General features: G+C 65.6%; 15 protein-coding genes. 8 read left to right on the top strand and 7 right to left on the bottom strand.

Translation table 11 applies throughout. The features are described 5' to 3' along the window. Positions 1–10: 10 nt before the first annotated feature. The 4 genes from rmf to DBO85_RS07140 form a co-directional block, all read right to left on the bottom strand. Positions 11–211: a ribosome modulation factor gene (gene rmf, locus DBO85_RS07155; protein ID WP_108106578.1), complete on the bottom strand. Its 201-nt coding sequence runs from the start codon at positions 209–211 to the stop codon at positions 11–13. 180 nt (positions 212–391) lie between these two features. Further along, positions 392–1,975 (bottom strand): glutamate--cysteine ligase, encoded by a 1,584-nt coding sequence (gshA, locus tag DBO85_RS07150; protein ID WP_108106577.1) that lies wholly within the window; start codon positions 1,973–1,975, stop codon positions 392–394. 66 nt (positions 1,976–2,041) lie between these two features. Then, a complete protein-coding gene (locus DBO85_RS07145; RefSeq protein ID WP_108106576.1) occupies positions 2,042–2,425 on the bottom strand; it encodes a PaaI family thioesterase in 384 nt (127 codons plus the stop codon). 42 nt (positions 2,426–2,467) lie between these two features. Beyond that, a complete protein-coding gene (locus DBO85_RS07140) occupies positions 2,468–4,801 on the bottom strand; it encodes a Tex family protein (RefSeq protein ID WP_108106575.1) in 2,334 nt (777 codons plus the stop codon). A gap of 191 nt (positions 4,802–4,992) precedes the next feature. On the opposite strand from DBO85_RS07140, the gene ompR reads away from it, so the two are divergent. Genes ompR through DBO85_RS07125 form a run of 3 tightly spaced genes read left to right on the top strand, consistent with a single transcriptional unit; the run spans position 4,993 to position 7,467 of the window. Beyond that, positions 4,993–5,727 carry an osmolarity response regulator transcription factor OmpR gene (gene ompR / locus DBO85_RS07135; protein ID WP_108106574.1) on the top strand — a complete coding sequence of 245 codons (735 nt, stop codon included), beginning with the start codon at positions 4,993–4,995 and terminating at the stop codon, positions 5,725–5,727. Next, positions 5,714–6,157, top strand: coding sequence for a hypothetical protein (locus tag DBO85_RS07130; protein WP_177429742.1), 444 nt, complete (start codon positions 5,714–5,716; stop codon positions 6,155–6,157). Before ompR ends, DBO85_RS07130 begins: the two co-directional genes overlap by 14 nt. Then, positions 6,154–7,467 carry an ATP-binding protein gene (locus DBO85_RS07125; RefSeq protein WP_108106572.1) on the top strand — a complete coding sequence of 438 codons (1,314 nt, stop codon included), beginning with the start codon at positions 6,154–6,156 and terminating at the stop codon, positions 7,465–7,467. The genes DBO85_RS07130 and DBO85_RS07125 overlap by 4 nt, the downstream gene beginning before the upstream one ends. A 52-nt stretch (positions 7,468–7,519) precedes the next feature. On the opposite strand, the gene rimK is transcribed toward DBO85_RS07125, so the two are convergent. Both rimK and rimB read right to left on the bottom strand, forming a co-directional pair. Then, positions 7,520–8,425: a 30S ribosomal protein S6--L-glutamate ligase gene (rimK, locus tag DBO85_RS07120; protein ID WP_108106571.1), complete on the bottom strand. Its 906-nt coding sequence runs from the start codon at positions 8,423–8,425 to the stop codon at positions 7,520–7,522. Next, positions 8,422–8,886, bottom strand: coding sequence for a retropepsin-like aspartic endopeptidase RimB (gene rimB, locus DBO85_RS07115; RefSeq protein WP_108106570.1), 465 nt, complete (start codon positions 8,884–8,886; stop codon positions 8,422–8,424). The genes rimK and rimB overlap by 4 nt, the downstream gene beginning before the upstream one ends. Before the next feature lie 133 nt (positions 8,887–9,019). On the opposite strand from rimB, the gene DBO85_RS07110 reads away from it, so the two are divergent. The 3 genes from DBO85_RS07110 to DBO85_RS07100 are packed head-to-tail and all read left to right on the top strand — an operon-like array spanning position 9,020 to position 10,736. Next, positions 9,020–9,334 (top strand): metalloregulator ArsR/SmtB family transcription factor, encoded by a 315-nt coding sequence (locus tag DBO85_RS07110; RefSeq protein WP_108106569.1) that lies wholly within the window; start codon positions 9,020–9,022, stop codon positions 9,332–9,334. Between the two features lie 27 nt (positions 9,335–9,361). Then, positions 9,362–10,330 carry an acyl-CoA desaturase gene (locus DBO85_RS07105; protein WP_108106568.1) on the top strand — a complete coding sequence of 323 codons (969 nt, stop codon included), beginning with the start codon at positions 9,362–9,364 and terminating at the stop codon, positions 10,328–10,330. Between the two features lie 7 nt (positions 10,331–10,337). Continuing rightward, on the top strand, positions 10,338–10,736 hold the full coding sequence (locus DBO85_RS07100) for an RNA-binding S4 domain-containing protein (RefSeq protein WP_108106567.1): 399 nt from the start codon (positions 10,338–10,340) through the stop codon (positions 10,734–10,736). Positions 10,737–10,750: 14 nt separating this feature from the next. On the opposite strand, the gene DBO85_RS07095 is transcribed toward DBO85_RS07100, so the two are convergent. Further along, on the bottom strand, positions 10,751–11,545 hold the full coding sequence (locus DBO85_RS07095) for a phosphatase PAP2 family protein (RefSeq protein WP_108106566.1): 795 nt from the start codon (positions 11,543–11,545) through the stop codon (positions 10,751–10,753). 88 nt (positions 11,546–11,633) lie between these two features. Between DBO85_RS07095 and hslO the strand changes: the two genes are divergently transcribed. Then, positions 11,634–12,527 carry an Hsp33 family molecular chaperone HslO gene (hslO, locus tag DBO85_RS07090; RefSeq protein ID WP_108106565.1) on the top strand — a complete coding sequence of 298 codons (894 nt, stop codon included), beginning with the start codon at positions 11,634–11,636 and terminating at the stop codon, positions 12,525–12,527. Between the two features lie 212 nt (positions 12,528–12,739). After that, positions 12,740–14,281, top strand: coding sequence for a phosphoenolpyruvate carboxykinase (locus DBO85_RS07085; protein WP_108106564.1), 1,542 nt, complete (start codon positions 12,740–12,742; stop codon positions 14,279–14,281). Positions 14,282–14,465: the final 184 nt, after the last annotated feature.

Raw genomic sequence — 14,465 nt, 5'->3', positions numbered from 1 at the left:
GGGCGGGCATTCAGGCACTGCGTTGCTGCAGGCGCATCTGCTCGTTGCCGTCATCCCAGCCCGCTTCCCAGGCCGCCGCCGGAACTTCGGCAGGATACGGCTGCTGGTTGCGCTGGCTGCCGGTCAGGCCGGCCATGTAGCCCTGCTGGTAGGCCTTGTTCAGGCTTTCCAGGCTCCACGGGTGCTCGAGGTTATGGTGATTTCGCGGCATGGCGTCGACTCGCGCTCATCCAGGATGCATTCATCCTAGACCGCGCCTGGCGGATGTAACCGGACGCAGTCGACGCCTAGCGGCTTTGGCCGGCATTTTTGTGACGTACTTGGCCTGGGAACGCCTGAAAACCGACTTTCTCCGCGGCTTGCGACCGCCTGTCGCAAGCCGCGAGCGCCATCACGCCGAGGGGTTCTGGATGCTCGCCTGGTAGGCCGCGACGAAACTGGCGAAGTCTTCCTGGGGCTGCGCTTCCATCATCTGCTGCTCGTGCAGCGAAGCCTGCACGCTGGCATCGAAGCTCGCCTGCTGGGCCGTACTCAATTGCGCGGCGGCAAAGCCGGCCTGGTGCTGGCGGCTCATCCGCAGGGCGAACTCGGTGAAGCTCTCGGCGTTCTCGCGCAGCGCGGCGAGGACGCGTGCAGAAGGCGTCAACCCGACATCCAGGAGTTTTTCGCGCTGGGCCTGGAGGGCGGCGACGTGGGCCTGGCCGCCCTGGGCGCGGTCCAGCAGCTCGGCGCTGCGCTCGATGCCGTCGAGCAGCTCAAGGCCCCAGCGGGTCAGCTCGACCGGTTCGCCCAGGCGCTGCAGCTGCAGGCCGGGCTTGCGCCCCTGGTTGACCACCGCGAGGAAGTTCTCGGTGCAGTCCGGACATTCCCGCGCGCTGAGCTGCGGGCTGTCCTGCAGCGCGCAGTAGAGCAGGAAGGCGTCGAGGAAACGCGCGCTGGTCAGGTCGATGCCCAGCGGCAGGAAAGGATCGATGTCCAGGCAGCGCACTTCGACGTACTGCACGCCACGCGCCACCAGTGCCTGGATCGGCCGTTCGCCGCTGTGGGTCACGCGCTTGGGGCGGATGCTCGAGTAGTACTCGTTTTCGATCTGCAGGATGTTGCTGTTCAACTGCAGCCACTCGCCATCGCGCTGGGTGCCGATCTCCACGTAGGGGGCATAGGGCGTGGACACCGCCTGGCGCAGGCTGTCGGTATAGCTGGTGAGGTCGTTATAGCAGGGCGTAAGGCCGGCCTGGGCGTTGCTCTGGTAGCCCAGGTCGCTCATGCGCAGGCTGGTCGCCCAGGGCAGGTAGAGGGTCTTGTCGTCGAGCTGCTGCAGCTGGTGCGGGCGGCCGCGGAGGAAGCCGGCATCCAGCGCGGGGGAGGCGCCGAACAGGTACATCAGCAGCCAGCTGTAGCGACGGAAGTTGCGGATCAGTGCGATATAGCGGCGTGACTGGTAATCGCGCGGGGTATCCACATCGCCCTCGGCCAGCTGCAGCAGCGGCCAGAGCCGCTCGGGCAGGGAGAAGTTGTAGTGGATGCCGGCGATGCACTGCATGGTCTTGCCGTAGCGCAGGGCCAGGCCCTGACGATAGACGTACTTCAGTCGCCCGATGTTGGAGCTGCCGTAGCGGGCGATGGGGATGTCCTGCTCGTCCGGCAGGGCACAGGGCATCGAGGCGCTCCAGAGCATCTCCTGCTGCAGTCGCGAGCTGGCGAAGGAGTGGATCAGCGCCAGCTCGTCGAGGGTCTGCGCCGGGTCCGTGTGCGCCCCGGTGATGAACTCCAGCAGCGCTTCCGAGTAGTCGGTAGTGATCTGCGGATGGGTGAGTGCCGCGCCCAGTGCTGCCGGGTGCGGGGTCTGTGCCAGCGCGCCCTCGGGGGTAACGCGCAGGCCTTCACGCTCGATGCCGTGCAGGCATTCGGTCAGAAGCGGAAGGTTGGCCGGGTTGCTGAGCAGAGCCAGGCGGCGGGAGAACAGGTCGCTCAAGATTGCATTCCTTCACGCGTCGATTGCGCGGATATGGGGGCGCCACAGGGATTCTGCAAGGGCGGCTCAGACGCAGGCGAAGGTGCCTTGAGCCTTGGCCACGAGCTTGTCGCCCTGGAGCACATCGGCCTCCACCACCAGGGTCCGGCGCCCGGCGTGGATCACCCGTGCCTGGCACTCTACCTCGCCGTCGGCGACGCCGCGCAGGTAGTTGATCTTGCACTCCAGGGTGACGCTGCGCTGCTCGAAACCGTGACTGCTGGAGCAGGCCAGGCCCATGGCGATGTCGACCATGCTGAAGATCGCGCCGCCGTGCAGCTGGCCGGCGCGATTGTGCAGGTGCGGCTGCAGTGCCAGCGCGACCCGCGCAGTGCCGTCGCCGACCTTGATGATCCGACAGCCCAGGGTCTGGCTGAAGGTGCTGGTGTGGAATCCTTCGGGTAGGTCCATGCGGCCTCCGGTTGCGCTGCGCCCCGGCGGGGCGCGGCTGGCTCACTTCTTCTTGATCTGCCGGGCGTTGGCGAACAGGGCCGCCATGCCGGGGTTCGCCGGTGCCGGCTTGTCCTGGCTGGAGTGGCGTTCGCTGCGCGGCGTGTTGCCGCCGCGGTTCTGGCCGCCCCGGTTCTGGCCGCGGGCGGGGCCGTCGACCTTCTCGCCAGGGGTGTCGCCCATGCGCATGGACAGGCCGACGCGCGCGCGCGGGATGTCCACCTCCATCACCTTGACCTTGACGATGTCGCCGGCCTTGACCACCTCGTAGGGATCCTTGACGAACTTCTCCGACAGCGCGCTGATGTGCACCAGGCCGTCCTGGTGCACGCCGATGTCGACGAAGGCGCCGAAGTTGGTGACGTTGGTCACCACGCCCTCGAGGATCATCCCCGGGGTCAGGTCCTTGAGACTCTCGACGCCGTCCTGGAATTCGGCGGTCTTGAACTCGGGGCGCGGATCGCGGCCGGGCTTGTCCAGTTCCTTGAGGATGTCGGTCACCGTCGGCAGGCCGAAGGTCTCGTCGGTGAACTGCTTCGGATCGAGGCGCCTGAGAAAGGCCGAGTCGCCGATCAGCGAGCGGATGTCACGGCCGGTGTCGGCGGCGATGCGCTGTACCAGCGGGTAGGTCTCCGGGTGCACCGCCGAGGCGTCCAGCGGGTTGCTGCCGTTCATCACGCGCAGGAAGCCTGCCGCCAGCTCGAAGGTCTTCTCGCCCAGGCGCGGCACCTTCTTCAGGTCTGCGCGGCTGGTGAAGGCGCCGTGGCTATCGCGGAAGCTGACGATGTTGCTGGCCAGGGTCGCGTTGAGCCCGGAGATGCGCGCCAGCAGGGCGGCGGAGGCAGTGTTCAGGTCGACGCCGACGGCGTTCACGCAGTCTTCCACCACAGCGTCCAGCGAACGCGCCAGTTGCAGCTGCGAGACGTCATGCTGGTACTGACCGACGCCGATGGATTTAGGGTCGATCTTCACCAGCTCCGCCAGCGGGTCCTGCAGGCGCCGGGCGATGGATACTGCACCGCGCAAGGACACGTCCAGATCGGGGAACTCGCGCGCCGCCAGCTCGGAAGCCGAATACACCGAGGCGCCGGCCTCGCTGACCATGATCTTGGTCATGCGCAGCTCCGGCAGCAGCTTGACCAGTTCACCAGCGAGCTTGTCGCTCTCGCGGCTGGCGGTGCCGTTGCCGATCGCGATCAGCTCGACGCGATGCCTGGCGCAGAGCGTGCCCAGGGTCGCCAGGGTGCCGTTCCAGTCGCCGCGCGGGGCGTGCGGGTAGACGGTGGCGGTATCCAGCAGCTTGCCGGTGGCATCCACGACAGCGACCTTGCAGCCGGTGCGCAGGCCCGGATCGAGCGCCAGGGTGACCTTCGGCCCGGCCGGTGCAGCCAGCAGCAGGTCATGCAGGTTGCGCGCGAACACGCTGATGGCCTCGGTCTCGGCCTTCTCGCGCAGCTCGTTGAACAGGTCGGTTTCCAGGTGGCTGTAGAGCTTGACCTTCCAGGTCCAGCGCACCACCTCGGCCAGCCACTTGTCCGCCGCGCGGCCCTGGCTGCTGACGCCGAAACGCTCGCCGATCATCGCCTCGCACGGGTGCATGCTGCCCGGAGCCTCGTCGCCGACCTTCAGGGTGACGCTGAGCACCCCTTCGTTACGGCCACGGAAGATCGCCAGGGCGCGGTGCGAAGGAGCGCTCTTGAGCAGTTCGTCATGCTCGAAGTAGTCGCTGAACTTGGCACCCTCGGTCTCCTTTCCCGGCACCACGCGGGCGCTCAGGGTGGCCTCGCTGTGCAGGAAGCCACGCAGGCGCTCGAGCAGGGTGGCGTCCTCGGCGAAGCGTTCCATCAGTATGTACTTGGCGCCCTCGAGCACCGCCTTGGTGTCGGCGAAGCCCTTGTCGGCATCGACGAAGCGTGCGGCCTGCTCTTCCGGATTCAGCGTGGGATCGGCGAACAGCGCGTCGGCCAGCTCGCCGAGGTCGGCTTCCAGGGCGATCTGGCCCTTGGTGCGGCGCTTCTGCTTGTACGGCAGGTAGAGGTCCTCGAGACGGGTCTTGGTCTCGGCCAGGTTGATCTCGCGCGCCAGCTCGGCGGTCAGCTTGCCCTGCTCCTCGATGCTGGCGAGGATGCTGGCGCGGCGTTCGTCCAGCTCGCGCAGGTAGCGCAGGCGTTCTTCCAGATGGCGCAGCTGGGTGTCGTCGAGGCTGCCGGTGACTTCCTTGCGGTAGCGGGCGATGAAGGGCACGGTCGAGCCCTCGTCGAGCAGCGCCACGGCGGCGGCGACCTGCTGCGGGCGCACGCCCAGCTCGTTGGCGATACGGGAGTTGATGCTGTCCATGAAACTACCTGGTCTGACGGATAACCAGCAGGACGTGCCTGCGCGAAGCGGGCGATTATAGGGGAAAGCGTCGGCGCTCAGGCGTACGCTGGCGCTGCCGCGCCGAGCAGGCGAAAAATCTGCTAACAATGCCCGGCATGCCGCCCTTGGGGGCTGGGTCATAATGCGCCGCTACCCGCTTCGGAGGTTCCATGAGCAGCACTGTTGCCAGCAATGAAGGCGAGAAGATCCTCATCGTCGACGACGACGCGCGGCTGCGTCGCCTGCTCGAGCGTTTCCTCGATGAACAGGGTTACCGCGTACGCGCGGTGGAGAATGCCGAGCAGATGGACCGCCTGCTGGCGCGCGAGCTGTTCAATCTGGTCGTGCTCGACCTGATGCTGCCCGGCGAGGATGGTCTTTCGGTCTGTCGGCGCCTGCGCGACGGCAACAACCAGGTGCCGATCATCATGCTCACCGCCAAGGGCGACGAGGCCAGCCGGATACAGGGGCTGGAGCAGGGCGCCGACGACTACCTGGCCAAGCCGTTCAATCCGCGCGAGTTGCTGGCGCGTATCCGCGCCGTGCTGCGCCGGCAGCTGCCGCAGGTGCCGGGCGCGCCGGGCAGCGAGGACGAGGTGGTGACCTTCGGCGAGTACCAGCTGTCGCTGGCGACCCGCGAGCTGAAGAGGGGCGATGAGGTCAACATGCTCACCACCGGAGAGTTCGCCGTGCTCAAGGCGCTGGTGCAGCACGCGCGTGAGCCGCTGACCCGCGACAAGCTGATGAACCTGGCGCGCGGCCGCGAGTGGGATGCGCTGGAGCGCTCCATCGATGTGCAGATTTCCCGCCTGCGTCGAATGATCGAACCCGACCCGTCCAAACCGCGCTATATCCAGACCGTCTGGGGCGTGGGCTACGTGTTCGTGCCGGATGGCAACAAGTGATGCGCCGGGAGTGAGGCGGCTCTGCCTGGCCTTGGTGCCGGCCCTGCTGCTCAGTGCGTCGGGCTTTCTGCTATTCGTGGGGCTGCATGACCTCGCCGTGAGCGTGGCGGTCGAACTTGGCCGCAGTCTGCGCGGGGGTGTCGGCTGGGGGCTGACGGTGCAGCTTGCCTTCTATGCTTTCGCGATCCTGCTGCTGATGTTCAACGTCGCGGCCATCTCCTGGCCTGCCCGGCGCGTGCACCTGGCCGTGCTTGCCTGGGGGGCATTCGCCGTGCTGTTGACCTTGCTGGCCAATCCCTTTGCTTCCTGGTCCCATCCCTATCGCTTCCTGCTTCTGCAATCGTGCGCACTGGCAGGCTTCGGCCTGTCGCTGGCAGGCCAAGGCCTGTGGTCACGCCACCTCTCTGAGCGTCAAGGGCACGTTCGATGAAAACCCCGCTGTGGTTCCCGCAAAGCTTCTTTGCCCGCACGCTCTGGCTGGTACTGGTGGTGGTGCTGTTCTCCAAGGCGTTGACGCTGGTCTACCTGATGGCCAACGAGGACGTGCTGGTCGATCGCCAGTACAGCCACGGCGCCGCGCTGACCCTGCGGGCCTACTGGGCGGCCGATCCCGAGGATCGCGACGAGATCGCCCGCGCGGCGGACCTGGTGCGGGTGCCGGCAGATAGCGTGCCGGCCAGTGAGCAGCACTGGCCCTACAGCGAGATATTCCAGCGCCAGATGCAGTCCGAGCTGGGTGAGGACACCCAGGTGCGTGTGCGGGCCAGCAGCCCGCCGGCGCTCTGGGTGCTGGCCCCCTCGCTCGGCCCGGACTGGGTGCGGGTGCCGCTTTATCCGCATCCGCTGCGCGGCCAGCGCATCTGGAGCGTGCTCGGCTGGTTCCTTGGCATCGGCTTGCTTTCCACGGCGGCGGCATGGATCTTCGTCCGCCAGCTCAACGCGCCCCTCAAGCGCCTGGTCTATGCCGCCCGCCAGCTAGGCCGGGGCAGCAGTGTGCGCCTGCCGGTGAGCGATACCCCGAGCGAGATGACGGCGGTGTATCGCGCCTTCAACCAGATGGCCGAGGATGTCGAGCAGGCGGCGCGTGAGCGTGAGCTGATGCTGGCTGGGGTCTCCCACGATCTGCGCACGCCGCTGACACGTCTGCGCCTGTCGCTGGAGCTGCTCGATACCGATACCGAGCTGACCGAGGAAATGGTCAGGGATATCGAGGACATGGATGCCATCCTCGATCAGTTCCTCGCCTTCATCCGCGATGGCCGTGACGAGCCGCTGGAGGTGATTGAGCTGGGCGAACTGATCAGCGAAGTGGTCGGGCCCTTCAATCATACCGGTGAGCGGGTGAGAATCTGCTTGGAGAACCTGCCGCTGCTGCAACTGCGGCGGGTATCGATGAAGCGCCTGCTGAGCAACCTGATCGAGAACGCGCTGCGCCACGGTGGTTCGGCGGTCGAGGTGGCGGCGCATCTGAGTGCCGACAGCGCGGCGCCCTATGTGGTGATCAGTGTGCTCGACCGCGGTGTCGGCATCGATCCGGCGGAGCTAAACGACATCTTCGATCCGTTCATTCGCGGCGACCGCGCCCGTGGCGGCAGCGGCACCGGACTGGGGCTGGCGATCGTCAAGCGCATCGCCGCGCTGCATGGTGGCAGCGCGGAGTTGCGCAACCGCGCGGGTGGCGGGCTGGAAGCGCGGGTCTGTCTGCCGCTGGGTCTGCTGCTGCCGCGTGGCGCGAGCTGAGAACTGCTTAGCTCAGGCCACGGAGCAGCGTAGCCAGTTGCCAACCAACGGGTCAGCCCTTGCCGCGAGTGCGGGTCATCGCCACGCAGGCATTCTTCTCCAGGTACTGGATGATCATCCCGGCGACGTCCTTGCCGGTGGTGGTCTCGATGCCTTCCAGGCCCGGCGAGGAATTCACCTCCATCACCAGCGGGCCGTGGTTGGAGCGCAGGATGTCCACCCCGGCCACGTTCAGGCCCATCGCACGCGCTGCGCGAATGGCCGTGGAGCGTTCCTCGGGGGTGATCTTGATCAGACTGGCGGTGCCGCCGCGATGCAGGTTGGAGCGGAACTCGCCGGGCTTGGCCTGGCGCTTCATCGCCGCGATCACCTTGTCACCGACCACGAAGCAGCGGATGTCGGCACCGCCGGCCTCCTTGATGTACTCCTGGACCATGATGTCCTGCTTCAGGCTCATGAACGCCTCGATCACCGACTCGGCGGCCTTCTGGGTTTCGCACAGGACCACGCCGATGCCCTGGGTGCCCTCCAGGACCTTGATTACCAGCGGTGCGCCGCCGACCATCTGGATCAGGTCGGGAATGTCGTCGGGGGAGTGGGCGAAGCCGGTCACCGGCAGGCCGATGCCCTTGCGCGAAAGCAGCTGCAGCGAGCGCAGCTTGTCACGCGAGCGACTGATCGCCACCGACTCGTTGAGTGGCGACACGCCCATCATCTCGAACTGGCGCAGTACCGCGCAGCCGTAGAAGGTCACCGAGGCGCCGATGCGCGGAATCACCGCGTCGAAACCCTCCAGCGGCTGGCCGCGGTAGTGGATCTGCGGCTTGTGGCTGGCGATGTTCATGTAGGCGCGCAAGGTATCTATCACCTGCATCTGGTGCCCGCGCTGCTGGCCGGCTTCGACCAGGCGGCGGGTGGAGTACAGGCGCGGGTTGCGCGACAGGACGGCGATCTTCATTGGGCACCGGAAAGAGTGAGGATGGGTTTGTCCTGGACATAGAGAAGTGCCGGGTTGACCACCAGGCGTCCGTCGATGAGTGCCTTGGAACCGAGCAGTACGCGATAGCGCATGCTTTTGCGACAGGCCAGGGTGAATTCGATCGGCCAGACCCGATCGCCCAGCGCCAGGCTGGTGCGAATCACGTAGCGACTCTGTACCTGACCATTGGAGCTGCGGATGGTTTTCAGCGACACCAGCTCGGTCTCGCAGCGATGGCGACGCTGCACGAGGGTGCCCAGGTGCGCGGTAAAGCGCACCCAGCGTTGGCCGTCGCGCTCGAAGGGCTGGATATCGCTGGCGTGCAGACTGGAGGTGCTGGCGCCGGTGTCGATTTTCGCGCGCAGCCCGACGATGCCCAGTTCGGGCAGCGCGATCCACTCGCGCAGGCCTATCACGGTCAGATGGTCGAAGGTTTTCACGGCTGGCTCCAGGCGAGGTGCGAGGATTCTAGACAGCCCGGATGACAAGTGCACTCCGCATCGCTGTGAGCTTGCCAGGCTCGGTGGACGCAGCTATAAGCATTTAACTAATTAGTTAAATGGTAGCTCCGCCGTGCCCGCTGACCGTGTCTTCGAAGCCCTCGCCTCCACGCCTCGTCGCCAGATACTCGCCTACCTCTCGGCGCAGGAGCTGACCGCGGGCGAAATTGCCGGACGTTTCGAGATGAGCGCTCCGGCGATCTCGCGGCATCTGTCGGTGCTGACCGCTGCCGGACTTGTGATCGGCGAGCGGCACGGGCAGTTCGTGCGCTATCGCCTGAATCCGGAAAGCCTGCTCAACACCCTGCTTGGCTATGCCTTCGAGGTCTGCCCCACCGGCAGCAAGCTGAAGCGCGAAGTGCTGGAAAGCCCGGAAAAGAAATCCTGAACAACCCGCCGGTCGGGGAGGTGACATATGGAAGTGCTACCGGAAAGTCTGAAGTCCCATCGCGTTGAACTTGGCAGCAACGTCGTCGACGGCGAGGTGCGCTGGGAGCCGCTGCGCTCGCTCTGGTTCAGCGCGATGGCGCTGGGCGCAGTGGTCGGCGGTACGCTGACCTTCTCATGGTCGGCGCTGGCCCTGTTCGTGGTGTCCACCGTGATGGTGCTGTTGCTGGGGCACTCGCTGGGGATGCATCGCAAACTGATCCACGACAGCTACCAGTGTCCCAAGTGGCTGGAATACTTCCTCGTCTACTGCGGTGTACTGGTCGGTCTGTCCGGCCCGCTCGGACTGCTGCGCACCCATGACCTGCGTGACTACGCGCAGCGCCAGGCGCGTTGCCATGATTTCTTCGGCCATCGCCGTGCGCCGCTGGTCGATGCCTGGTGGCAGTTGCACTGCGAGCTGCGGTTGGCGAGTCCGCCGACGATCAGGGTGGAGGCGCGGATCGAGAACGATCCGCTGTACCGCTTCCTGCAACGCACCTGGATGCTTCAGCAGCTGCCGTGGGCTCTGTTGTTCTTCGCTCTCGGCGGCTGGGCCTGGGTGTTCTGGGGTGTTTGCGCGCGCGTCACCGCCGGCGTTTTCGGTCACTGGCTGATCGGCCATTTCGCCCACCGGCATGGCCAGATGCACCTGCATGTGGACGGCGCCAGCGTGCAGGGCTACAACGTGCCCTTCACCGCCTTGCTGACTATGGGCGAGTGCTGGCACAACAATCACCACGCCTACCCGGGCTCGGCGCGCCTCGGGCTACGCGACGGAGAGTGGGATCCGGGCTGGTGGGTGCTCAAGGGGTTGCAGCGCGTCGGCTTGGTCTGGGCAATCAGAACCCCGAACGATCTGCCCTACCGCGAGGAGTTGCGCGAGCTGCCGCGATCGCGCAAGGAGCCGTGCAACTGCTGGTTGAGGGCACGGCTACGGCAATGGGTATGGAGCTGAGCGACGAGTGAGAAACGACGCAGAAGAAAAGATCCGCCTGGACAAATGGCTGTGGGCGGCGCGCTTTTTCAAGACCCGCGCCCTGGCCAAGGCGGCGATCGAGGGCGGCAAGGTGCAGTGCCGGGGCGAGCGCTGCAAGCCGGGCAAGGAGCCGCGCATCGGCGACGAGTACGTGATTCGTGCCGGGTTCGACGAGCGTACCGTGCGGGTGCTGGCGCTGAGCGAGGTGCGTCGCGGCGCGCCCGAGGCGCAGCTGCTCTACGCGGAAACCGCCGAGAGTCTGGCGCGGCGTGAGCAGGCGGTGGCAATGCGCAAAGCGGGTGCGCTGGGTCTGCAGACCGACGGCAAGCCAAGCAAGAAGCAGCGCCGCGATCTGCAAACCTTCCGTGGCGGCTGGCAGGACTAGCGCCGGCCTCCCTTCTACCTCTGCAGTACCGCCCAGCGGCCGAGTAGCGGCAGGCGCGCCAGGGTCGGCAGCAGCGGTCGCAGGCACCATTCGAGGCCCGCAGCCATGCGCGAGGCCAGCGGCGTGCAGTAACCCCAGGCAAAGGCCAGCAGTGCCAGCATCAGGCCGCCGACAGCCACGTCCACCAGCCAGTGGGCGCCTGCGATCAGGCGTGGCAGGCAGCACAGCACTACTACCGTCATGCTCACCGCGAGCTTCCAGCCGCGGGCGAACATCGCCATGAACAGACCCCAGAGCAACAGTACCGAGGCGTGATCACCCGGAAAGCTGCGGCTGGAACGGTCCTTGAGCTCGAAGATCTGCTCGAGTAGTGGGAACTGGTCGCTCAGGTGCACGGCGCCCGCCAGCTGCACGGAGGGACTGGCGTGCTGCCAGTCGAAATGGTTGACCAGCTTGTTGAAGATCACCCGCGCCACCAGCAGCAGCACCAGCAGGGACAGAAAATGCAGCAAGGCCGGGCGCACCTCACGGTTGCCGAAGACCCAGCCGGTGTGGATGGTCATGCACAGCATCAGCGCACCGACCAGGATGTCGAACACCCGGATACTGGCGAGCGCCCACAGGCTGTCCCACAGCAGGTTGTGCCCCAGGCTGCCGTTGAGCGCCTGGAAGACCCACAGGTTGGCGCTGTCCCAGATCGGGCGGGTCGCAGGGCTCAGCCAACTGCTGATCAGGAGTATGGCGAGCAGATTGAGGCCGATCAGGGCTGGCCAACGCCAGGCCGCTTGGAGGCGAAGATCTTTGTCCATAGAATTGCGTTCCCTGTGTGCGAGCGTTGGCGCGCTTTTATAGTCGCCGTTCATGCGTTTGTCATCCAACCCTGATCTACGGTCTGCCATGAACGCCTACGACAATAGCCAGCGCTTCCTTTTCGATGACACCGATATCCGTGGCGAGATGGTTTGCCTGCGGGACAGTTACGCGCATGTCCTGGCCAAGCACAGCTATCCCGAACCGGTGGCCGAGCTGCTGGGCGAAATGCTCGCCGCCGCCGCCCTGCTGGTCGGAACCCTGAAGTTCGAGGGTCTGCTGGTGCTGCAGGCGCGCTCGTCGGGGGCGATCCCGCTGCTGATGGTCGAATGCTCGAGCAATCGCGAGCTGCGCGGGATCGCCCGCTATCACGCCGAGCAGATCGGCAGCGGCGGCAGCCTCGCCGAGCTGATGCCCGATGGTGCGCTGGCGGTCACGGTGGATCCGGCGCAGGGCCAGCGCTATCAGGGCATCGTTGCGCTGGACGGGGTCAATCTGAGCGCATGCCTGTCCTCCTATTTCGCCACTTCCGAGCAGTTGCCGACGCGCTTCTGGCTGCATGCCGATGGACGTACGGCACGCGGCTTGCTTCTGCAGCAGCTGCCGCCCGATCGTCTCAAGGAGCCTGAAGAGCGTGCCGCCAGCTGGCAGCACATGACGGTGCTGGCGGACAGCCTCACCGCCGAGGAGCAGATGGGCCTGGACAACGAAACCCTACTGCATCGCCTGTACCACCAGGAGGTGGTGCGATTGTTCGAGCCGCAGCCGCTGGTGTTCCGCTGCAGCTGCTCGCGGGAGCGTTCGGCTGGAGCGATGGTCAGCCTCGGCGAAGAGGATGCACTGAAATTGATCGAAGAGCAGGGTGGTGAGGTCGTGATCGATTGCCAGTTCTGCAACGAGCGTTATCGCTTCGATGCCGCCGATGTCACGCAACTATTTCATGGTGGCGGCAGTCGAAGGCCGTCGGATACCCGCCACTGAGACCTTGCCGTTTCGCTTCAGAGCCTCTGGCTCGGTAGTTTCGGGGCGCTCGGGCAGGTGGTGAGCAGTTAAATGACAGGCAGTCTCGATTGGGGCTCCACGCGGGATGAGCTTTCAGGCATAATCCCGCGCACTTTTTTTCATATGTAGTGGAGCCTGGCTCTTTACTACAGCCTTTTTGTAGACATGGCCTCTGGCCGACGGGGACCCACATGACGCAAGCAAATCCAGCCGTTTATACCGATATCAGTCCCGCACAGCTGATCGAGGAGGCCGTCCGTCGCGGTGAAGGCGAGCTGGCCGCCAACGGCTCGCTTGTCGTCCGCACCGGCCATCGCACCGGCCGTTCCCCGGCGGATCGTTACATCGTTCAGGAGCCGAGCACCGAGGCCAAGATCGCCTGGGGCAGCATCAACCGTCCGTTCCCGTCCGACAAGTTCGATGCCCTCTGGGCGCGGGTCGAAGCCTTCAACAAGGGCCAGGACCACTTCGTTTCCTACGTTCATGTGGGTTCCGCCGAGGCGCACTACCTGCCGGTCAAGATGACTACCCAGACCGCCTGGCAGAACCTTTTCGGCCGCTGCCTGTTCATCAATCCGGAGGTCTACAACCCGGCCTCCAAGGGTGAGTGGCAGGTACTCAACGTCGCCAACTTCGAGTGTGTGCCCGAGCGTGACGGCACCAACTCCGACGGTTGCGTGATCATCAACTTCGCCCAGAAGAAGGTGCTGATCGCCGGCATGCGCTACGCCGGTGAAATGAAGAAGGCCATGTTCAGCGTGCAGAACTTCCTGCTGCCGGAAGTCGACGTGCTGCCGATGCACTGCGCTGCCAACATTGGCGAAGAGGGCGATGTGACCCTGTTCTTCGGCTTGTCCGGCACTGGCAAGACCACTCTTTCCGCCGATCCGAGCCGCTACCTGATCGGCGATGACGAGCACGGCTGGGGCGTCGGCGTGGTGTTCAACATCGAGGGTGGCTGCTACGCCAAGTGCATCGATCTGTCCGAGAAGAACGAGCCGGTGATCTGGAAGGCCATCCAGTTTGGCGCGGTGCTGGAGAACGTCGTCCTCGACGAGAACCGCGTACCGAACTACGCCGATGACAGCCTGACCCAGAACAGCCGCGCGGCCTATCCGCTGGAGCTGATCGAGAAGCGCAGCGAGAAGAATCTGGGTGGCGAACCGAACGCAGTGATCTTCCTGACCTGCGACCTGACCGGCGTACTGCCGCCGGTGTCGATCCTCAACAACGAGCAGGCGGCCTACCACTTCCTCTCCGGCTACACCGCGCTGGTCGGTTCCACCGAGATGGGCAGCGGCGGCGGTATCAAGTCGACCTTCTCCACCTGCTTCGGCGCGCCTTTCTTCCCGCGTCCGGCTGGCGAGTACGCCGAGCTGCTGATCAAGCGCATCCAGGGCTTCGGTTCGCGCGTGTACCTGGTCAACACCGGCTGGACCGGTGGTGGCTACGGCGTCGGCAAGCGCTTCAACATCCCCACCACCCGTGCGGTGATCGCGGCGATCCAGACCGGCGCCCTGGCCGGTGCCGAGACCGAGCATCTGCCGATCATCAACCTGGACGTGCCCAAGGCCGTCGAGGGTGTCGACAGCGTCCTGCTCAACCCGCGCAACACCTGGGCCGACCAGAACGCCTACGACGAAGCGGCCAAGGAACTGGCGGCCAAGTTCATCGAGAACTTCAAGAAGTTCGACGTCTCCGACGCCATCCGCAATGCCGGCCCGCTGCTCTAAGCCGCAACTGCAGGTATGAAAAAGCCGCCCTTGGGCGGCTTTTTCGTTTCCGTGAGCAGCGTCGCCAGTAGGGCGGATTAGCCGCCCGCGGCGAAATCCGTCGCAGACGGTGCGCCCGGAGCGGACGTCGAGACGAACCGTTGCCGACCCAGCGTAGGGCGCAATGCGCTGCGCTTATCGCGCC

The sequence above is a fragment of the Pseudomonas mangrovi genome, assembly GCF_003052585.1.
Lineage (GTDB): Bacteria > Pseudomonadota > Gammaproteobacteria > Pseudomonadales > Pseudomonadaceae > Aquipseudomonas > Aquipseudomonas mangrovi.
The sequence above is the reverse complement of the archived record's forward strand: the minus strand, read 5'-3'. Positions and strand labels throughout refer to the sequence as shown.